This is a genomic window from Candidatus Zixiibacteriota bacterium (assembly GCA_014728145.1).
Lineage (GTDB): Bacteria > Zixibacteria > MSB-5A5 > JAABVY01 > JAABVY01 > WJMC01.
Genome location: WJMC01000166.1, coordinates 1 through 19,947, shown reverse-complemented (window position 1 = coordinate 19,947; position 19,947 = coordinate 1). Strand labels below are relative to the sequence as shown.

The following is a 19,947-nucleotide window of genomic DNA, read 5'->3' as shown; positions in this document are numbered from 1 at the left end:
GTAAGAAAAATTCTGGCAAACAACGGGATTAAAACAGAAAGCACTATTTATGATAAGAGCAGATTTGAGATCGAAAAAAACGAGCAGGATATTGAAAAAATCCTGATTTACAAATCTGAACAGGATTCGACGGCTGTTGCGATAATGTTTCAAACCGGTTTTTGCGATCTGCTGATCTGTGACAGCTTTAATTATCTAAAAACAGAAGAAAACGACAGTCTGTTAGCTAAGCTGAAGAATCCCAGAATCTTGATAGCACCCGAACCGGAATTGATCGGATCGAAAATCATCGACCTCATCAAACGAGTCGATCCGCAGGCGATCGTGTTTTCATCTTACTCATACCTGTTCAATGAACCCCCCGGCTACTCAAAACTTAAGCAGATCGCTGTTCAGGAAGATATCAGAATTTTCAGCACTCGTGAGAATGGGGCAGTCGAGATAATCCTGAAAGACAGCGATTATGTAGTTAAGCCGATGATTGACAGCGATTAGCCGTTTCATCATGAAGCAAACCGCCGGTAATGGTTGAATCCCCGCCGACGCCCTTCTTCTTTTTGGGGTAAATCCACTTTATTCGTAAAGTTACATTACCCGCCACCCGATAAAAATAGGGAAAGAGTAGGTCGTTTTTTGTCCCTAAAACAGGACTAATCGGATGAGTTTCACCGGTAATCTCAAGACCGTCGGTTTTGCCGATATTCTGCAATTGTTGTCGAGCGGTAAGAAAACCGGCATCCTGGTCATTACCAAAGGAGAAATCCAAAAAGAGATCTGTTTCAAAGAAGGCAACATAATCTATGCCCGTTCTAAAAACGCCGAGGAAGATTTTCTGGGCAACCTGCTGATCAAGCAGGGCCGGATTTCCAAGATCGATCTCGAACGCGCACTCTACCTGCATCGCACCACCGGCAAGAAACTGGGTATGGTATTGGTGGATATGGGCCTTTTTGAGCGCAAGGAAATTGCTGCTGTGCTCAAGATACAAATTGAGGAGATTGCCTACAATCTTTTCTCCTGGCACGCCGGTGAATTCGTCTTCCAGGAGGGCAAACTCCCACAGGAAAAAGATCTTTTCGTCGAACTCAGCACGATGAATGTCCTGATGGAGGGTACACGCCGGATAGACGAGTGGGAGGAGATCCAGAAAGGCCTGCCGAAAGACAACGAGATTCTCAGGCTGGTACTCAACCCCGCAGTCAAGGCGGGTGAAATCAGCCTGACTCTGGACCAGTTCCAGATCCTGTCGTTGATTGACGGCCAGCGTACAGTGCCGGATATACTGTCTGACTCTCCAGTGGGAGAATTTATTACTTACCGTGGCATCTTCCAGTTGATCAACGAAGGCCTGGTTGAGGTGGCCGGGGTCAAATCCGATGATTCCCGGACTGATTACAGCGAGCAGGATCAGCTCTGGTGGCTGGTCTTGAAGCTCTACATAAGCTGTTTCAAGGCGATCCGGCGCAATCTCGAGAGAAAACTCGGCACCGACAACGAAAAAATCCACTCGATACTGGAAACCTACCGCAAGGGCGTCTGGGGCTATTTCTCCGGATCATCATCTGATGATTTCGAGCGCATTTTCCAGAAATTCAAAAAGACCGTCGAGAAGATGCCGCGCGAGATCCAGATTTACAAGATGCTGTCCGGGTTGAACCTGATCGTCCAGGAACAGATGGAGCTGATCGATTCACTTCTGGGCAAGCATGTGCGCCGCCAGGTTATTTCCGAGATCAAAAAGGAGATCGCCATGCCCCTGGCTGAAAAGCGCAATATCAACAAGAAATACGGCATTGAAAATGATTTATACAGGGCCCTCAAGGCTCATAGACAGTCGCAAACCTCGTGAGGTAATACAATGGATTTATTCAAATTTGCAATAATTGCGGCGATTGTGCTGTTGTTGGCGCCGGCCGAGCTGGCAGCGCAGGACGGGATGAATTCCACGACCGGGATGAATATCCTTTTCGGCGCGGCCATCTTTATGGTTATTCTGGCCTGTTTTTTCGTCGCATCGCGGATTTTTTCGTTTTTGCGCGGAGGCGAGCTGGCGAGTGGATGGCAGATGCTGGCGATCGCTTTTATCGTGCTCTGCATCAGCCAGCTTTTAGATATCTCCGCTTCGCTCGAGCTGTTCAGTTTGAACAACACCGCGGTACAGGCTTTCAGGCTGATCGGGGTGGCTGTTTTGATGCTGGGATTCATCAAGATAAAAAACGCCCTGAGTTGAGAAGGCTGGCGATGAGATTGCAATCAAGGGAGAGATGATGTTAAACCCGGCTGCACTGGAAGACAGAATCTATAAGTGCGAACGAATCCTGGACGACAATCCTGATTCGCAGATCTTCGCCGCGCTGGCGGACGCCCGGCGTAAAAAAGGCGAACTCGACAAGGCTCTCAGGATCTGCCGCAACGGGCTTAAAAAACATCCCGATTACGGCGCCGGTTACCTTATCATGGCCAGGATAAATTTTGACCGCCGGATGTACGACGAGGCCGAACATGACCTGATGCGGGCGATCGAACTGGACGGCAAGACGAGGTCGACCGACCTGTTGCAGGTGGAAATCTGGATCAGGCAGAAGAAATTCGCGCGCGCCTCTCAGGTGCTCAATGAGCTGGCCACGGCCGATCCGGGCAATCCCCGTTACGAGGAGTTGTTCGAGCAGATCAAACGTCTCAGGGCGAGCGAGGAGAAAAAACAGCGCGAAACCGCCCGTCTCTTGAAAGTGCAGACCACCGGAGTTGTGGCTGTGCCTGGTGGCAGTGAGGAAAAACAAAGCAAACAGGAATCCTCAGAGCCGGTATCATCTCAAATGACAGTCGGGCAGGCCCTTGACGAGCTGGTCGCTTTCCCGGGCATGACAGCCTGTTTTATGACCGATGAGAAGGGGATGATGATCGAGTCCCGCCTGCCGGATAAATTTGACCCAGAAAAATACGCCGCCTTTTCCGCGGAGATATACAGATTCATTAATGGCAATGTGGGCAGTATAAAATTCGGCCGGACGAACCAGGTACTGATAGAGTTGCTGAAAGAGACGATCTGGATAGTAAATAAAGAACGATTTATCTTCGTTTTGGCACTATCTCGTCAGGCCAACCTGGGATCGCTCAAGCTGAAACTGACTTCGCTGTTGGAGCGGATGCAAAAGATTGAGGCAAGGGGAGAGTGATGAAATTAACCAGCGAGGAATACAGGCATGCCGGTCTGATGGCGGCGATTATCGCTATCGTCCCGCTTCTGTTCTTCCCGAATCATCTCGGGCTGAAGCTGAGTTTACCACCGATCCAGTTCTTTTTAATCGAGCTGGCTTATTACTGGATTGTATTTTTAATCATGATCAAGGGGATAAACACACGTGATCTCCTGATGACGGGCGCGATCTGCTTTTTGACCAGGCTGGCAATATCGAGCGTGTTCGGGCTTCTGCTTCTGGCCATGCATGACATCAGTTTCAAAAGCGCTTTCATGTCGGCTTTGTATCAGTATAAACCGGCTATGGTGCTTCAGGTGGTTTCCCTGCCGTTTATACTGGCCGGAATCTTCACGCGCTTGTACGCACAAAGCAAAAAGGACAAGCCCAAGGTGGTCCTGCAGTCTCTGAGCTCCAGAGCTGAATCTAATCCCGCTCCGGAAAAGAAGGCACGCCGGGAAGACTTCTCCGGGCGCAAGATCATCGGCCTGAGAACACCCACTGCTCCGGATCTCAAACCGGCGGGTGGATTCGATGAGGCCATGCGCTATGTCGGTGCGGTGGCGGCGGTACGTTTTGCGGTCCTGATCGATGAGCGCGGTTTGCCGGTGGCTTTTTTCGGTGATGACAGGGATCTGCGCGACCGCTGGGCGGCGGTGGCCATATATGTTTTGGAGAACCTCAAGGCACCGCTGGCAAAGGCGGGTGACTATGAGGTCTCGGGACTCGAACTCAACATGAACGAATATCGTCTGCACATTGTCAGCGCCGCGGAGCTTTACCTTCTGGTGGCGGCCGACAGCAATTCCGAGGAAATCGAAAAAGTCCGTGTCGTGCAGGCGGCTGAAATGATAAGAAAAACCTATTACGACCGATATGGCGCCAGACCGAAAAAGGCGGCTCGGGAGGATAATTATGTACCAAGTTTTAGCTGATCTCAATCGCGCCTCGGGTATCGTCGGCAGTATGGTGGTCGGCCATGACGGCATTGTCATCGCGGCCGATCTGGATACCGCCGAGCAGGACGAGGCGGTCGGCGCGCTGGCAGCTTCGATCAGCGCTTCTGTGAAAAAATCTTTGGAGCGGATGCAACAGGAAGAATTCGCGCAGATCACTATCGAGGCAGATGGTGGTAATATGTTTCTGGCTTACGCCAAACCCGGTATCCTGGTTGTCAAGACCGAAGAAGATGTCAATATCGGGCTGGTCAGACTGGAAATCAAAAACGCTCTCACTAACCTCGAATCACATTAAGATCGAAGGACCTTGAGATATGGTTGCAATAAATTATGCCAATAGAGAGGTAAGTTGTAAAATTGTATATTACGGTCCGGGCCTGTCCGGCAAGACAACTAATCTCCAGTATATTCATTCCAAGGTGCCGAATACCACCCGCGGAGATTTGATCAGCCTGGCAACTGATGCCGACCGGACTTTGTATTTCGATTTTCTGCCGATCAATATCGGTTCGATCAACGGCTTTACGACACGCTTTCAACTCTATACAGTGCCGGGGCAGGTGTTCTACAACGCCACCCGTAAACTTGTGCTGAGGGGTGTCGATGGACTGATTTTCGTAGCTGACAGCCAGCGCGACAAGGCCGATGAAAACGTCGAAAGCCTCAATAACCTGAAAGAAAACCTGGACGAATATGGATATGCTCTGGAGGATATTCCGATTATTCTGCAGTACAACAAGGTCGACCTGCCGGAAATCATGACGGTCGAAGAGATGGACCAGCTTCTGAATTCTCACAACTGGCCGACGTTTACCTCCGTTGCCCACCAGGGCAAAGGCGTTTTTGACACACTCAAGCTGATCATCAAGATGATCCTCGAAAACGTCAAAAAATCGGGTACCGCTAAACAGATCGCCGAAAAACAAGGTGCCCAGCCGGCTGAGAGCGCAGAGCCCCAGCCCCGGCCTCAGTCAAAACCTGTGGCTGAAACAGAACCTGCACCTTCGGAGTATCCGCAAAAAAGCGCGGGCGGATCCGCGCCGGGCAGTCAGCCCGAACCGGCCCGGGACGGCCGTCTGGCGGCCAGCGCCGGGGAGAGTACCTCATCCGTGGCGGTCGCGGATATGCCTCAGCAGGATCCCAACCGGCAGGATATGCAGGCCACAGACAAGATCAAGGTTGAACAGCAGAGAGAAGCCGCCGAAGCCGAAAGAGCTGAAGCCGAAGCCGCCTCCTCCAATGATCCGGCCCGTCAGGAAGATACATATATCGGTCAAAAACCTGAACAGCAGGAAATGAGTGCCGAACCTGAGCCTGACGAGCAAACTGTCGAGACGGATGAGACCCGCGCAGAAGAGGATCAGGATTTGATGATAAAAAGAGCTGATCAGGAATCTTATGTCGAAGATCAGCCACAGGATAAACCTAAACCGGAGCCCGAGGCTGAAGAAATCCAGCCGACGGCTGATTATGATGAACCGGAAGAAGTGACCGAAATGCCTGAGGAAACTCCGGCTCCTGAAGAAGAAGAGATGCCGGAACCGGTCCGGGATGAGGCTGGCGAGGAAGATGACGAGGATGAATACGAAGAAGACATCTTCGCACTTCCGACAGAACGTCCCAAGATGGCCGCTCCTTTGAAGGCCAAGAAAAAGAAAAAAGGCTTTTTCCTGTTCAGGTTATTCAAGAAAAAGTGATTCAGGAGGTATAGATGGCGGAAGACAGTCTGATCATTTACCAGGAGGAAACCACCAGAATTGATGGTATCCTTCGCAAGCTTCTGAAGGGTTCGGAGGCCAAGTGCGCGCTTCTGGTTGACAAGGACGGTCACCTCGTGACCCGTCAGGGTTTCACCCATTCCCTCGATACGACCGCGCTGGCGGCTCTTTTGGCGGGTTCGTTTGCTTCCACCAAGGAGATCGCTCGTCTGGTTGGTGAACCCGAATTCTCAGTGCTTTTCCATCAGGGCAAAAAAGATCATATCCACATGTCCCTGATCAATGAACGCACCATTCTGGTGGTCATCTTTGACGATCGCACCACGATCGGTATGGTACGGCTCTATTCCAAGGAAACAGCTGAGGAACTCAACAAGATTTTCCAGGCCGCGGGTGAAAGAGTTGCCGAGGACAACGAAGGTATCGGTGATGATTTCGCGGATTCAGCCGAGAGCAAACTGGATGATATTTTTCAGGACTGAGAGGTGATGAAAGCAAGTTATGGGCAGTGAACTTGGGACAATACTGGTTAACGCCGGTAAGATCACTAACGAGCAACTTCAGAAGGCGGAGGAGCTGGCCAAAAATGGAGACAAGCGTCTCGACCAGGCCCTGGTTGAGGTCGGGGCGATGTCGGATACCGACGAGATCTCAGCCTTTGTCGGCAAACAGCTCAATATCGGCGCGCTCAGGCTCTCCGACCTGGAGCTCAATGTCGACGTGGTCAAGCTGATCCCGCTCGACATCGCTCGCAAGTTCAATGTCATCGCGGTTTCCAAGCTCGGCAAGACCCTGATCGTGGCGATCTCGGACCCCAACAATATCTACGTCCTGGATGCGATCAAATTTATTACCGGATGTTATATCCAGCCGGTCATCTCTCCCCAGGACGCGATCTCGAAATCGATCGATCGCTACTACCAGGAGAGCGGGGGGTTCTCCGATGTTCTCAAGGATATCGAGGATTCCGATCTCGAACTGGTCGAAGACAGTGATGATGCTGTAACCGAACAGGACCTGGCCTCCCAGGTGCAGGACAAACCACTTGTTAAGCTTGTGGACTCGATTATCGCCGACGCGATCAAAAAAGGCGCTTCGGATATCCACATCGAGTGCTATGAAAAGCGTATCCGTGTGCGCTTCCGTGTCGACGGTAAACTGCAGGAGATGGACCCGTTGCCCTTCAGATACCGGGCCGCGATCATCTCCCGTGTCAAGATCATGGCTGACCTGGATATTTCAGAACGCCGTCTTCCCCAGGACGGCCGTATCAAGGTCAAGGTGTCGGGACGAACGATCGACCTGCGTGTATCAATCCTGCCGACAATTTTCGGCGAGAAGGTCGTTATGCGAATTCTTGACCCGAAATCACTCATGGTTGATATGACCAAGCTCGGGTTTGAACCAGAGTCGCTGAAAGCTTTTGACGAGGCGATTCACCTTCCATTCGGAATCATACTCGTGACCGGTCCGACCGGTTCAGGTAAGACCACCACCCTGTATTCGGCCTTGAAACAGATCAACACGACCGATGTCAACATCATGACTGCCGAGGATCCGGTCGAGTTCAATTTCGACGGCATCAACCAGGTGGCGGTCCGTTCCAATATCGGCCTGACGTTCGCGGCTTCGCTGAGGTCGTTTCTGAGGCAGGATCCGGACATTATCATGGTCGGTGAGATTCGTGATACAGAGACAGCCGAAATTGCCATCCGGGCCGCGCTGACAGGGCATCTGGTGTTTTCGACAATCCACACCAACGACGCTCCCTCGACAGTCAGCCGTCTGATCGACATGGGCATTCCGCCATTTCTGGTAGCCTCCTCCACCAAGTTGATCATGGCCCAGCGTATGATCAGAAAAATCTGCCAGAGCTGTAAACAGCCCGTTGAGGTCGATCCGGAAACGTTGATAAAGATGGGTATCCCGGAAGAAGAAGTTAAGGATTTTGTGGTATATGACGGCAAGGGCTGTCCCGATTGCAACGACACGGGTATGTCCGGCCGTACCGGTATATTCGAGGTGATGCCTGTTACGGCAAAAATGGAACGGATGATTTTGGAGCAAGCCTCGGTTCCGGAAATTCGCAAGCAGGCAATAAAAGAAGGTATGCTGACTTTGAGAATGGCCGCTATAGAAAAATTGCGCCAGGGGTTCACAAACGTGGCCGAGGTCATGGCCAAGTCAGCAACCGATGATGCCAAGGAAGAATAACAATAGAGGTGGTGATATATGGTTACCCTGCGTGAATTGCTCGAAATCATGGTCAAAAAAGGTGCCTCGGATTTGCACCTGACTGTCGGGGCTCCGCCGATGATACGGCTGGATGGAAAACTCACCAAGCTGGATTTTGATCGGTTAAATCCCGACATTACCAAGAAGCTGGCTTACTCGATGATGAGTGAGAAACAGAAACAGAAGTTCGAGGAAAACAGCGAACTCGATCTCTCCTTCGGTGTTGAGAACCTGTCGCGTTTCCGTACAAATATATTTGTTCAGCGTGGTAATGTCTCGGTGGCTATGAGGCAGATTCCCTACCGCGTAAAAAGCTTTGAAGAACTGGGCATTCCCAAGGTGATCCAGGAGTTCGCCGAATACCCGCGTGGCCTGGTCCTGGTCTGTGGACCGACCGGTTCGGGTAAGTCGACCACCCTGGCGGCTATTATCGATAAAGTCAACCGTGAACGCAACGAACATATTCTGACGGTCGAAGATCCGATCGAGTATCTCCATCGTCACATGGGCTGTATCGTCAACCAGCGTGAAGTCCACGCTGACACCAAATCATTTGCCTCGGCTCTGAAATATGCCCTGCGAGAGGATCCCGATGTCGTCCTGATCGGTGAGATGCGGGACCTGGAAACGATCGAGGCGGCCCTGAATATCTCCGAAACCGGTCACCTGGTATTTGCCACATTGCATACAAATTCAGCCGCGGAATCTATCAACCGTATTGTCGACGTTTTCCCGACCAACCAGCAGGAGCAGGTGCGGGTGACGCTCTCCTTTGTTTTGCAGTCAGTGGTGGTACAGCAATTGATCCCGAAAGTCGGGGGAGGACGCGCTCTGGCAATGGAGGTCATGAGGGCCACTCCCGCTATCCGGGCGATAATTCGAGATGACAAGATCGCGCAGATATATTCATCGATCCAGGCCGGCCAGAAGTACGGCATGCGCACCATGAACCAGTCCCTGGCCGAGCTCTACCTGCAACGCAAGATCACGATCGGCGACGCTGTCGGACGCAGTTCCAATGTCGATGAGCTCAACGAGATGATCGCGCGCAAGACATCGCAGGTGAAAGTGTAAATTGCTAAAGCAAGGAGGTAAACCTTGCCGGTATTTGAATACAAGGGAAAGTCAGCCACCGGTTCAGCGGTAACCGGAGAATACAAGGCTAAAAACCGGGCTGAGCTGGAAAAGATATTGAGGCGCAACAAGATCCTCGTCAACTCGATTTCGCGCAAACCGACCAGCATTAATCTGCAGATCGGGACCGGGGTCAAGAAGATCGAGATCTCGCGTTTCACGCGCCAGTTCGCTACCATGATCGGCGCTGGTTTGCCGATGGTGCAGTGCCTTGACATTCTTTCGCAACAGATGGAGTCACAGGCCTTTCGCAAGATTATCGCGGATATCAAGGAATCGGTTTCCTCGGGTACGACCCTGTCCGAGGCGATGCGCAAACACAAGAAAATTTTCGACGACCTGTTCGTCAACATGGTCGAGGCCGGCGAAATGGGCGGTGCGCTGGATACGATCCTGGTGCGTCTGGCCAACTACCGTGAGAAGGCCGATGCCCTGGCGCGCAAAGTCAAGGGCGCTATGGTATACCCGGTCGTGGTAACGATCGTGGCATTGGGTGTGACCCTGGCGATGTTGAAGTTTGTGGTGCCTACTTTTGCGAATATGTTTAAAAATCTCGATGCCGGACTGCCGGAACCGACCCGGATCGTGATGGGCATCTCCAATTTCCTGAATGACAATTTCATGGTGCTGATGGGAAGCGTGGTTCTGTTAGCGGTCCTTTTCAAGGTGGCCATATCGACCAAGAAGGGACGATTATACTGGGATATGTTCCTCTTGCATTCGCCCGCGATCGGCAACCTGGTGCGCAAGAGTTCGGTGGCCCGTTTTACCCGTACACTCGGTACCCTGCTGGCCTCCGGTGTGTCGATTCTGGAAGCGCTCGATATTACCGCCAAAACCTCGGGTAACATGGTCATCCAGAACGCGGTCAAGAAATCGATTCTCGCAATTGCCGAGGGTGAGACGATCACCCAGCCGTTGAAGGAATCGAAGGTCTTTCCGCCTATGGTGATCCAGATGATTTCCGTCGGTGAACAGACCGGCGGTTTGGACGAGATGCTGTCCAAGATCGCCGATTTCTACGACGAGGAAGTCGACGCCGCCGTTTCGGCTTTGACATCTTTGATAGAACCGGTGGTGATCGTATTCATCGGTGTCGTTATCGGCGGTATCCTGATTGCGATGTATATGCCGATGTTCGATATTATCGGCCAGATCCGTTAAGACGATCGGATCGAAAATCGTCACTTTAACATGAGCAGAATTCAGGCAAGCTATGGCCAGGAATTAAAGACCAGCTGGTTTCTACCACTGCGCCTGGCCATATTTTTAGTTGTGTTCGGGGTCTTCATGATTACCCAGGAGACCCGCGCGGATATCCATCCCTCGTTTTTCGTTTACAGCCTGCTGACACTGATACTGCTGTTTTCACTGATGATCCGTCTGCCGGAAAAACTACCCCGTCTGGCACGTGCGGTGATCATGCTCCAGATCTTTTCCGAAGCTGTTGTGGAAGCGGTTGTAATCAATGTCACCGGCCTGGCGGGCAGTCCTTTTACAGCACTGTTCCTTCTGACGATAATTTCAGCCGCGCTGGCCTACCGTCTTTTGGGAACCCTGTTTACCGCCACTATCGTTTCCTTTCTGTATTCTCTCGTGGTAATTTCCGGAAGTGGCCAGGATTTGACCAGAAAGCTCGACCTGCAGGCTCTGCGGGATGTCTATACTGCCAACGACCAGCTTTTCTACACGGTATTTATCTATGTTTGCATTTTCTACCTGGTCGCTTTCGTGGCCGGGTACCTGTCGCAGAATATCAAGTTCAAGGAAGCCGAATTGGCGGCCGCCTCCGAGTCGCTTAAAAGGGTTCGGCTGGAGACCGATGAGATCCTCAAGCACCTGCATTCCGGCTTGATTACGATAGATCATTTCGGAAGAATAATCTATTTCAACCGGGCCGCTGAAAAAATCACCGGCTTTCAGGAAGGCAAGATCAAGGGTCAGAACTGCCTCGAGGTTTTCGCAGAGCGGATGCCGGAGTTTTCGGCCAAACTGCTTTCGGTGATCAAGGCTAACACCCATGAACAGAGATGCGAGGTGACGATCATCGACGCCAACGGCAAGGAGATTCCGATCGGGATTTCAACCTCGCTTCTGGAAACAGAATCATCTGGAATCCGGGGGGTGATCGGTATCTTTCAGGACCTGACCGAGGCTAAAAAGTTCGAGGAAAAGATGCGTAATGCTGACCGCCTGGCGGCTGTTGGCGAGCTCTCGGCCTCGATCGCCCATGAAATCCGCAACCCGCTGGCATCGATCTCCGGCTCGGTGCAGATACTCAAGCAGGAACTCGAGCTCGAAGGCGAAAACCAGCGCCTCATGAATTTGATTATCAAAGAAGCTTCGCGTCTCAGCAATATCCTCAACGATTTTCTGACTTACGCTCGTGTCAAGGAACCGAATTTCGGTAAAGTCGAGCTAAACCGCCTGATCAGTGACGTGGTCGAAATCGCCCGCACACATCCCAGCCATGCCGAAAATACCAAACTCTCGGTCGATGCCGATGATACGACGATCTATGTCTCCGGCGATGAGGAACAGATCAAGCAGGTTCTTATCAATTTGGTAGTCAATGCCCAGGAGGCGGTCGATCCCTCCTCGGGAAAAATTGCAATTGAGGTTGACTCCAGCCCGGTCGGGCAAGCTGACCAGATCAAGATCGTAATATCCGATAATGGCCCCGGTATAAAACATGGCGCGGGAGACAAGATTTTTACGCCGTTTTTCTCGACCAAGAAGGAAGGCACAGGTTTGGGTCTGGCAATCGTCAAGCGCCTGGTGGAAAATATGGGCGGATGTATATTGTTCGAATCCTCCAGCCATGGCGGAACGATCTTTACGATCATGCTTATCAAGTATATCGAAGGTGCCAACCTCACCCGCCATAAAATCTCCGAAGAGGGTGCCGATCTGCCCGCGATGACCACTCAGGTCCTCTGATTATTACGCTGAAATCAGCCTCAGATTCACTTCGAAATAAATCCTGATAAGTATTTCCGGTATTTTATTTTTCAGGCCCTGACCACATACTCCAATTTGTGAAAATAATAACAAAAAATCACTTGACAGAAGCGCGGGTCGTTATTATTTAGCAGATTAATTTTTGGTTGTGGCGCCTGACAAAAAACAGAACTGGACAGGTCTGTACGGCCAGATGTCGTTATTGCTTGCGATACCGGCTCTGTTGGCTGTGGGACCATTAGTAGGATTGTTCATCGGGAGGTTTCTGGACGAACTCTTACACACCGAGCCATATTTAATGTACTTGTTTATCACGCTCGGCTTTGTGGCCGCCGGAAAAGAGGTTTACCGGCTGATCAAAAGAGTCTCGGACAAGGCTTGACAACAGGTTATGGGACTGGATTTTATCAACAGAGTAATCAAGACCACACTGCTTTTTGGCGCTTTCGTATTCATATTCGGTTCATTCTATTTTGACTGGGTTTACAGCCTTGGTATCTTTGCGGGGACACTCTGGGGTTGTTTGAACCTGTGGTTTATCCGGCAGGTCGTAGTCCAGTATATAACCCCCCAAAAACGTGACACGAAAAAATTAGCCCTGGCGGCTGTCATAAAGTTTCCGGTGCTTTACTTTCTGGGCTTCCTGATGCTGTATCTCGGATGGTTTCCGGTTTCTTCGTTTGTGATCGGATTTTCCCTGATCTTCTTTGTTGTCCTGATGAAAGCGCTCGGCAAGCTGGTTATGGAGGGCAGCCTGAAAAATTTTAAATTAGTTGAAAGACAGGTTGAGAGATGATTTTTTCGAATCTGTTGACAGTATTAGCTTCGGCCGGTGGCGAGCATGCCGGCGGGATGCCCGAGCTTCCTCATTTTATCGAATTTCTGCATATCCATGTGGGCGGACCGGTAGTCGACTGGATGTTCGAGTACAAGGACGTGATCTTCGGACTTCTCGTATTGGTTTTCATGTGTGTTGTCGCAATGCGTGTGTACGCCAAACGCTCGACCATGCCGGGACCGTTACAGAACCTGATCGAGATGATCGTCGAAGGCTTCGAGAGTTTCTTCAGCTCGATTCTGGGCGAAAAATGGGGCAGGCATTACACCCCGTTTTTGGGCACCTTGTTCATGTATATCCTGCTGATGAACTGGTTTGGCCTGATACCATTTGGAAAATCCGCTACGGCTAACTGGGCGACAACCGCGCCATTGGCGATAGTGGTTTTTTTGTACGTCCAGTACACCGGTATTCGCAGGCTTGGAATCGTCAAGTACGTAGATCATCTGATGGGCGAACCGCGCTCGGTGGTGACCTGGGTTCTGGTACCGTTGAACCTGCCGATCCATATTATCGGCGAGTTGGCCAAGCCGTTGTCGCTGTCTTTGCGACTTTTCGGTAACATTACCGGCGAGGATGTGCTTCTGGCGGCCTTTACCGGGCTGGGTGTGATGGTGCTGGCGTTTATGGGATCGCCGGTCGGAATTCCGCTACAGTTGCCGTTTTATTTCTTGGCGCTGTTGACGTCGACTATTCAAGCTTTAGTGTTTACACTTTTGGCGGCGGTTTATTTTTCGATGATGTTGCCGCATGAGGAACATGAAGAACATTAAACAGTTAACATAAACCATATTAGGAGGACTGATGGATTTCCAGACTGCATTGTCGTTTTCACTGCCGATCGGCCTGGCTCTGGCCGCTGTCGGTTCAGGTCTCGGCCTTGGCCGTGCCGTAGGTTCCGCTATGGACGCCATGGGTCGTCAGCCGGAAGCTGCCGGCAAAATTCAGACAGGTATGATCATCGGTGCCGCTCTGATCGAGGCGCTGACTATTTATTCGCTGGTCGGCTTCTTCATTCTGTCCGGTAAGATTGGCGCTCATTAAGAAAAGTTTACCGTGAAGATGGAGGCAAATGCCTCCATCTTTGCCGTAACTTGCTTGCAAAGGAGTTACCGTGGAGGATATCGGAAAATGGCAAATGTTGCTCACGCACGCTGTCGGCTTTCTGATCGCGCTGTGGATTTTGAAACGTTTTGCCTGGGGACCGATCACTAAGATTCTCGAAGAGCGCAGAGAGAAGATCAAAAGCGACTTTGATGAAGCCGCCGACAATCGCAAGAAATCCGAACAGCTTCTGGCCGACTATGAAGCCAAGCTCAAGGAGATCGATGCCGAGGCCCGCGCCAAGATCCAGGAAGCGGTCAAGGAGGGACAGAAAGTCGCCTCCGAGATCCAGGAGGATGCCCAGCGCAAGGCCAAAGAGCAAATCGAACGCGCCAAGAGTGAGCTCGCCCGGGATGTCGAAAAAGCCCGTGCCCAGCTCAAAGAGGATATGATCGGAATGACCCTGACCGCGGCGGAGAAACTGATTGCCGAGAAGCTGGATGAGCAGAAGCATCGCCAGTTAATTTCCAACTTTATTGACGAAGTGGAGAAGGTTTAGTGCTTTCAGCGGAAGTAGCTAATCGTTATGCCGCCGGCTTATTTCAGCTGGCGAAAGAAAAAAATATTGTTGACCAGATCGCCGAGGAGATCAAAGCGATCGGTCAGGTCTGTCGCACGGACCGGGCGTTTCTGAACTTTCTGGCCGCCCCGCAGATCCGCGAACAGGAAAAAGAAGAGGTGCTTCACTCAGTCTTCAAGGGACGGGTGTCTCCTCCTGTGATGACCTTTCTGGATCTGATTATCGGCAAACGCCGTAGCGCGCACCTGGTGGAAATCGCGGAAAAATTCAATGACCTGGTGCTCGAAAGCCGGGGATTCGTCAAGACCAGAGTGGTTACGGCGGTGCCCCTGGGCGACAAGGAAGCCGAAGCGCTCAAGCAGAAACTCGAGAAGAAAACCGGCAAGAAGATCCTGATGACCAAGAAGGTCGATCCCGCCATTCTGGGGGGAGTGATCGTATACCTGGGTGATCAGGTTATCGATAAGTCGATTAAATATCAGCTCGCTCTCCTGCGTGAGAGGCTTTACGATCTCAAGGTCAATTGATTGACGGATCGCGACAGCGTCGTTTTGAAATCGAGTTGTGTGATTTACATAGACGGAGAACAAGATGGCATTAAAACCAGAAGAAGTTAGTTCTATAATCAAAAAAGAGATCTCCAAATACGAGACCACGCTGAAGATGGAGTCTGTCGGCACGGTGCTCCAGATCGGCGATGGTATCGCTCGTGTATGGGGACTTGAGGATGCCATGATGTCGGAGCTGGTGCAGTTCCCGAATGATATCATGGGGCTGATTCTCAACCTCGAAGAAGACAATGTCGGTGTCGCTATTTTCGGTGCCGATACGGATATCAAAGAGGGTGACACAGTTCGCCGCACCGGCCGTATCGCCTCCGTTCCTGTCGGTGATGCCCTGGTCGGACGTGTGGTTAGCGCGCTCGGTCAGCCGATTGACGGCAAAGGCCCGATCGTAACCGACAAGTATCGCCCGACCGAAACCGTGCCGCCTAATGTGGTCGAAAGACAGCCTGTGAAAGAACCGGTCCAGACCGGTTTGAAGGCAATCGACTCGATGATTCCGATCGGCCGGGGACAGCGTGAGCTGATCATCGGTGACCGCCAGACCGGTAAAACCGCGGTGGCGATCGATACAATCATCAACCAGAAAGATACGGACATCTTCTGTATCTACGTGGCAATCGGCCAGAAATCATCGACCGTGGCTCAGATCGTGGATACCCTGGAAAAGCATGGTGCCATGGAATACACCACGGTTATCTCTGCTCCCGCCACCGATCCGGCGCCGTTGCAGTATCTTGCCCCGTATGCCGGATGCGCCATGGGCGAGGAGATGATGCACAACAAGAAGCATGCCCTGGTGATCTACGATGATCTCTCCAAGCACGCGTCGGCATACCGCCAGCTGTCACTGCTTCTGCGTCGCCCTCCGGGCCGTGAGGCTTACCCGGGCGACGTCTTCTATCTGCATTCCCGTCTTCTGGAGCGCGCGGCCAAGCTCAATGAGTCTCTGGGCGGCGGTTCGCTGACTGCTTTGCCGGTTATCGAAACCCAGGCGGGTGACGTTTCGGCCTACATTCCGACCAACGTGATTTCGATTACCGACGGCCAGATCTTTTTGGAAGGCGAGCTGTTCTATTCGGGAATCCGGCCGGCGATCAACGTCGGTATCTCGGTCTCCCGAGTCGGCGGTAATGCCCAGACCAAGGCGATGAAAAAGGTCGCCGGCCGTCTGCGTCTGGACCTGGCCCAGTATCGCGAGCTGGCGGCTTTCGCGCAGTTCGGATCGGATCTGGACAAGGCCACTTTAAAACAGCTCACTCGTGGCGAGAAGATGGTTGAAATCCTGAAGCAGAATCAGTACGAGCCGATGGCCATGGAAGACCAGGTCATGATCATCTGGACAGCGGGTCAGGGATTTCTCGATGACATCCCGACCGATATAGTGCGCCAGTATGAGAAGGAATTTCTGGCTTTCATGCACGACAAGTACAAAGATGTGGCTCATAAAATCGAGACTGAGAAAGTCATGAACGATGAAATCGCCGGCCAGCTAAAAAGCGGTTCGGAAGATTTCCACGAGAAGTTCGTCAAAGAAAAAGGGATAAACTAAGGAACAGGCATGCAGTCACTGCGAGACATTATCAAGCGTATTCGCGCGGTTGAAAACACCAGGCAGATTACCAAGGCGATGGAGATGGTGGCGGCGGCACGCCTGCGCAAAGCACAGCAACAGATCGAGTCGTTCAGACCCTACGCGCAAAAGATGCGCGAGATGCTGACTCATCTGTCGCAGGCCTCCGGCACGGTCGAACATCCCTATTTTGAAAGGCGTGACGTCAACAAATCAGCCGTGGTGCTGGTGACATCCGATCGCGGTCTGTGCGGTTCTTTCAATTCGAACCTGATTCGCTACACGAACTCGTATCTGGCCGAGCATCAAGATGAGAACCCGGCCCTGGTGCTGGTCGGTAAAAAGGGCAATGATTTCTTCAAGCGACGTGACCATGAAATCATGAAAACCTACCTCGATTTCGCCGGTAAGATGGATTTTATGCGCGTTCGGGAAATCACCCGCGACCTGACCCGTATGTTCGTGGAAAAGGAAGTTGACAAGATCACTTTCATTTATACCACGTTCGTGTCAATGGGCAGGTTCCGGATCACTGATATGCAGTTTCTTCCGATCGTGGCGGATTTCGGCGACGAGGAAGAGGAAGAGCACGGCGGAGGGAAGGATTATATCTTCGAACCGGACGCTTCAGAAATTTATAAGCGTTTGTTGCCCAGCTACGCTCGTGTGGTGGTCCAGATGGTTCTGGCGGATTCATTCGCTTCCGAGCACGGTACGCGGATGATCGCGATGGGTTCGGCGACCAAGAATGCCGGTGAGTTGATCGAGTTCTTGACTCTCCAGCGCAACAAGGCCAGGCAGGCCACGATTACCAACGAACTTCTGGATATCGTGGGCGGGGCCGAAGCGCTCAACCAGTAGCGGCCTGACAGATCAATGTGCGCATTTGCGCTTTGAAAATATATATGCTTTGAAAAAAAATACTTAAGCATAGAGGAATTGTAATGGCAGAAAAGAATATCGGAAAGGTGTTACAGGTTATCGGCGCTACGGTGGACTGCGAATTCGACTCCGATAACTTGCCCAATATTCTTAATGCGATCAAAATCGTAGATAAGGAAAATAATATCGACCTGACTGTGGAGGCTGCTCTGCATATCGGCGACAATATCGTACGTTGCATCGCGCTGGCGTCCACCGACGGCTTGGTGCGGGGTATGAATGCCGAGGATACCGGTCAGCCAATCGCTGTGCCGGTGGGTGAAGTTGTGCTCGGTCGAGTATTCGACCTTCTGGGCGACCCGATCGACCAGCTCGATCCGGTGCCGGCTGACTCTCCCCGTAGGCCGATTCATCATCCGCCTCCGACTTTTCAGGATCAGAATATCGAAACGCAGATTTTCGAAACCGGTATCAAGGTTATCGACCTGCTCGAACCCTACGCCAAAGGCGGAAAGGTCGGGCTGTTCGGCGGTGCCGGTGTGGGTAAAACGGTTATCATCCAGGAGCTGATCCGTTCGATCGCCGCCGAGCACGGCGGTTACTCCGTATTCTGCGGAGTGGGTGAACGCACTCGTGAGGGTAACGACCTCTGGCTCGAAATGAAGGAGTCAGGCGTTATCGACAAGATGTGCATGGTCTTTGGACAGATGAACCAGCCTCCGGGAGCCCGTCTGCGTGTGGGGCTGTCGGGACTGACCATGGCGGAGTATTTCCGCGATGAGATGCATCTGGACGTGCTCCTGTTCGTCGACAACATCTTCCGTTTCGTGCAGGCCGGATCCGAGGTGTCAGCGCTTCTGGGTCGTATGCCGTCGGCGGTGGGCTACCAGCCGACCCTGGCCAACGAGATGGGTGCATTGCAGGAGCGAATCACCTCCACCAAGGCCGGTTCGATTACCTCGGTGCAGGCGATTTATGTGCCCGCGGATGACTTGACAGACCCTGCTCCGGCGACAACTTTCGCGCATCTCGACGCTACCACGGTGCTGTCTCGTAAGCTGACGGAGCTGGGTATCTATCCGGCGGTCGATCCGCTCGATTCGACCTCCAGGATTCTGGATCCCAATGTCTGCGGTGAGGAACATTACCGCGTAGCTCGCGAAGTACAGCAGATCCTTCAGCGTTACAAAGATCTGCAGGACATCATCGCCATTCTCGGTATCGACGAACTCTCCGAAGAGGACAAGCTGACTGTGTCACGCGCTCGTAAGATTCAGCGGTTCCTGTCTCAGCCGTTCTTCGTGGCCGAGGTCTTTACCGGCCGTCCGGGTAAATATGTCCCGCTCAAGGAGACGATCGAGAGCTTCAAGGAACTTATCGAGGGCAAGTGCGATGATATGCCCGAACAGGCTTTCTATATGGTTGGTAACATCGATGAAGCCCGGCAGAACGCCGAAGACATGAAGAAGTAGTGATCTATGTTTAAACTGTCGATAGTATCACCGGAAAAAGTGCTCTATGAAGACACGGTCGAATCGATCGTGGTGCCCGGAAGCGAGGGCTACCTGGGAGTGATGTCCCAGCACGCGCCCTTGATTACCTCCCTCAAACCGGGCAAGCTGGAAATCCGTGATTCCCACAACAAGGAAATCATCGCGGCTATCTCCGGCGGTTTTCTGGAAGTCTCCGACAATGTCGCCACGATCCTGGCCGACGCTGTCGAACTGGCCTCAGAGATTGATCTTGAGCGCGCCGAGTCCGCCATGAAGCGGGCTATGGAAAGAATCAACATGAATCCATCGGAGATCGATCTCCCGCGCGCAAGGGCCGCCCTGGAACGGGCACGGAATCGATTCAAGATCTTCAAACAGCACGGCAATTAGACTGAATTAAAAAACCCGCTCGGGCGAGCGGGTTTTTTACTGTGCTTAGAGTAGGGTTTTGCAGGGGAGCAAATTTATACTCTGCCCGCAGGCATTGTTTTTATTTTATTGCTGACCTCCCTGTGAAAGTCCGACATAGCGTGAGAAATGCGAGACGGGGATTTCCACCTTGCCGTTTTTGACAGGAACCACTTCTTCAAGTTCCCACGAACTCGTAGCCGGATTGTACCAGTACCAGTTGACGTAAGTCATGTCGGCATCGTCAAAGGCGCTGATATCGATCTCGAGTGTCGCCTTCTTGCTGAACACCAGACCCGACGGTCCAAAAGTGAAGTCGAGCACCGACTTGCCGGAAACCGGCGTTTTCAACACGACCGCAG

At 52.0% G+C, this 19,947-nt stretch carries 20 protein-coding genes and 1 pseudogene; all 21 read left to right on the top strand.

Annotated elements, in window-relative coordinates; all coding sequences use genetic code 11:
• Positions 1–658: 658 nt before the first annotated feature.
• The 21 genes and pseudogenes from GF404_09960 (at position 659) to atpC (ending at position 19,567) form a co-directional block, all read left to right on the top strand.
• Positions 659–1,849: a DUF4388 domain-containing protein gene (locus tag GF404_09960; protein ID MBD3382507.1), complete on the top strand. Its 1,191-nt coding sequence runs from the start codon at positions 659–661 to the stop codon at positions 1,847–1,849.
• 9 nt (positions 1,850–1,858) lie between these two features.
• Positions 1,859–2,230: a hypothetical protein gene (locus tag GF404_09955; protein ID MBD3382506.1), complete on the top strand. Its 372-nt coding sequence runs from the start codon at positions 1,859–1,861 to the stop codon at positions 2,228–2,230.
• A 34-nt stretch (positions 2,231–2,264) separates the two neighbouring features.
• On the top strand, positions 2,265–3,176 hold the full coding sequence (locus GF404_09950; GenBank protein MBD3382505.1) for a hypothetical protein: 912 nt from the start codon (positions 2,265–2,267) through the stop codon (positions 3,174–3,176).
• Complete coding sequence (locus GF404_09945; protein ID MBD3382504.1) at positions 3,176–4,132, top strand: hypothetical protein; 957 nt, start codon at positions 3,176–3,178, stop codon at positions 4,130–4,132. The genes GF404_09950 and GF404_09945 overlap by 1 nt, the downstream gene beginning before the upstream one ends.
• Positions 4,074–4,451 carry a hypothetical protein gene (locus tag GF404_09940; GenBank protein ID MBD3382503.1) on the top strand — a complete coding sequence of 126 codons (378 nt, stop codon included), beginning with the start codon at positions 4,074–4,076 and terminating at the stop codon, positions 4,449–4,451. Before GF404_09945 ends, GF404_09940 begins: the two co-directional genes overlap by 59 nt.
• A 19-nt stretch (positions 4,452–4,470) precedes the next feature.
• Positions 4,471–5,055 (top strand): annotated as a pseudogene (locus GF404_09935) (hypothetical protein).
• Between the two features lie 812 nt (positions 5,056–5,867).
• On the top strand, positions 5,868–6,356 hold the full coding sequence (locus GF404_09930) for a roadblock/LC7 domain-containing protein (GenBank protein MBD3382502.1): 489 nt from the start codon (positions 5,868–5,870) through the stop codon (positions 6,354–6,356).
• 19 nt (positions 6,357–6,375) lie between these two features.
• Positions 6,376–8,088: a type IV-A pilus assembly ATPase PilB gene (gene pilB, locus GF404_09925; protein MBD3382501.1), complete on the top strand. Its 1,713-nt coding sequence runs from the start codon at positions 6,376–6,378 to the stop codon at positions 8,086–8,088.
• Positions 8,089–8,106: 18 nt separating this feature from the next.
• Complete coding sequence (locus tag GF404_09920) at positions 8,107–9,183, top strand: PilT/PilU family type 4a pilus ATPase (protein ID MBD3382500.1); 1,077 nt, start codon at positions 8,107–8,109, stop codon at positions 9,181–9,183.
• A gap of 24 nt (positions 9,184–9,207) precedes the next feature.
• Positions 9,208–10,407, top strand: coding sequence for a type II secretion system F family protein (locus GF404_09915; GenBank protein MBD3382499.1), 1,200 nt, complete (start codon positions 9,208–9,210; stop codon positions 10,405–10,407).
• Positions 10,408–10,437: 30 nt separating this feature from the next.
• Positions 10,438–12,183: a PAS domain S-box protein gene (locus GF404_09910; protein ID MBD3382498.1), complete on the top strand. Its 1,746-nt coding sequence runs from the start codon at positions 10,438–10,440 to the stop codon at positions 12,181–12,183.
• A 214-nt stretch (positions 12,184–12,397) separates the two neighbouring features.
• Positions 12,398–12,586: a hypothetical protein gene (locus GF404_09905; GenBank protein ID MBD3382497.1), complete on the top strand. Its 189-nt coding sequence runs from the start codon at positions 12,398–12,400 to the stop codon at positions 12,584–12,586.
• Between the two features lie 9 nt (positions 12,587–12,595).
• Positions 12,596–13,000: a hypothetical protein gene (locus GF404_09900; GenBank protein ID MBD3382496.1), complete on the top strand. Its 405-nt coding sequence runs from the start codon at positions 12,596–12,598 to the stop codon at positions 12,998–13,000.
• Positions 12,997–13,815, top strand: coding sequence for a F0F1 ATP synthase subunit A (gene atpB / locus GF404_09895; protein MBD3382495.1), 819 nt, complete (start codon positions 12,997–12,999; stop codon positions 13,813–13,815). Before GF404_09900 ends, atpB begins: the two co-directional genes overlap by 4 nt.
• A 31-nt stretch (positions 13,816–13,846) precedes the next feature.
• Complete coding sequence (atpE, locus tag GF404_09890) at positions 13,847–14,086, top strand: ATP synthase F0 subunit C (protein MBD3382494.1); 240 nt, start codon at positions 13,847–13,849, stop codon at positions 14,084–14,086.
• A 70-nt stretch (positions 14,087–14,156) separates the two neighbouring features.
• The gene (gene atpF / locus GF404_09885; protein ID MBD3382493.1) at positions 14,157–14,645 is read left to right on the top strand and encodes a F0F1 ATP synthase subunit B; all 489 of its coding nucleotides are present in this window, start codon (positions 14,157–14,159) and stop codon (positions 14,643–14,645) included.
• Positions 14,645–15,193, top strand: a complete 549-nt coding sequence (locus tag GF404_09880; GenBank protein ID MBD3382492.1) for a F0F1 ATP synthase subunit delta — start codon at positions 14,645–14,647, stop codon at positions 15,191–15,193. Before atpF ends, GF404_09880 begins: the two co-directional genes overlap by 1 nt.
• Positions 15,194–15,257: 64 nt before the next feature.
• Positions 15,258–16,781 (top strand): F0F1 ATP synthase subunit alpha, encoded by a 1,524-nt coding sequence (locus tag GF404_09875; protein MBD3382491.1) that lies wholly within the window; start codon positions 15,258–15,260, stop codon positions 16,779–16,781.
• Between the two features lie 9 nt (positions 16,782–16,790).
• Positions 16,791–17,663: an ATP synthase F1 subunit gamma gene (gene atpG, locus GF404_09870; GenBank protein MBD3382490.1), complete on the top strand. Its 873-nt coding sequence runs from the start codon at positions 16,791–16,793 to the stop codon at positions 17,661–17,663.
• 83 nt (positions 17,664–17,746) lie between these two features.
• Complete coding sequence (atpD, locus tag GF404_09865; protein ID MBD3382489.1) at positions 17,747–19,156, top strand: F0F1 ATP synthase subunit beta; 1,410 nt, start codon at positions 17,747–17,749, stop codon at positions 19,154–19,156.
• Between the two features lie 6 nt (positions 19,157–19,162).
• Positions 19,163–19,567, top strand: a complete 405-nt coding sequence (gene atpC, locus GF404_09860) for an ATP synthase F1 subunit epsilon (GenBank protein MBD3382488.1) — start codon at positions 19,163–19,165, stop codon at positions 19,565–19,567.
• Positions 19,568–19,947: the final 380 nt, after the last annotated feature.

Coding starts and splice junctions, on each gene's coding strand:
- GF404_09960 (MBD3382507.1), top strand. CDS start 659: ATGAGTTTCACCGGTAATCTCAAGACCGTCGGTTTTGCCGATATTCTG.
- GF404_09955 (MBD3382506.1), top strand. CDS start 1,859: ATGGATTTATTCAAATTTGCAATAATTGCGGCGATTGTGCTGTTGTTG.
- GF404_09950 (MBD3382505.1), top strand. CDS start 2,265: ATGATGTTAAACCCGGCTGCACTGGAAGACAGAATCTATAAGTGCGAA.
- GF404_09945 (MBD3382504.1), top strand. CDS start 3,176: ATGAAATTAACCAGCGAGGAATACAGGCATGCCGGTCTGATGGCGGCG.
- GF404_09940 (MBD3382503.1), top strand. CDS start 4,074: ATGGCGCCAGACCGAAAAAGGCGGCTCGGGAGGATAATTATGTACCAA.
- GF404_09930 (MBD3382502.1), top strand. CDS start 5,868: ATGGCGGAAGACAGTCTGATCATTTACCAGGAGGAAACCACCAGAATT.
- pilB (MBD3382501.1), top strand. CDS start 6,376: ATGGGCAGTGAACTTGGGACAATACTGGTTAACGCCGGTAAGATCACT.
- GF404_09920 (MBD3382500.1), top strand. CDS start 8,107: ATGGTTACCCTGCGTGAATTGCTCGAAATCATGGTCAAAAAAGGTGCC.
- GF404_09910 (MBD3382498.1), top strand. CDS start 10,438: ATGAGCAGAATTCAGGCAAGCTATGGCCAGGAATTAAAGACCAGCTGG.
- GF404_09905 (MBD3382497.1), top strand. CDS start 12,398: ATGTCGTTATTGCTTGCGATACCGGCTCTGTTGGCTGTGGGACCATTA.
- GF404_09900 (MBD3382496.1), top strand. CDS start 12,596: ATGGGACTGGATTTTATCAACAGAGTAATCAAGACCACACTGCTTTTT.
- atpB (MBD3382495.1), top strand. CDS start 12,997: ATGATTTTTTCGAATCTGTTGACAGTATTAGCTTCGGCCGGTGGCGAG.
- atpE (MBD3382494.1), top strand. CDS start 13,847: ATGGATTTCCAGACTGCATTGTCGTTTTCACTGCCGATCGGCCTGGCT.
- GF404_09875 (MBD3382491.1), top strand. CDS start 15,258: ATGGCATTAAAACCAGAAGAAGTTAGTTCTATAATCAAAAAAGAGATC.
- atpG (MBD3382490.1), top strand. CDS start 16,791: ATGCAGTCACTGCGAGACATTATCAAGCGTATTCGCGCGGTTGAAAAC.
- atpD (MBD3382489.1), top strand. CDS start 17,747: ATGGCAGAAAAGAATATCGGAAAGGTGTTACAGGTTATCGGCGCTACG.
- atpC (MBD3382488.1), top strand. CDS start 19,163: ATGTTTAAACTGTCGATAGTATCACCGGAAAAAGTGCTCTATGAAGAC.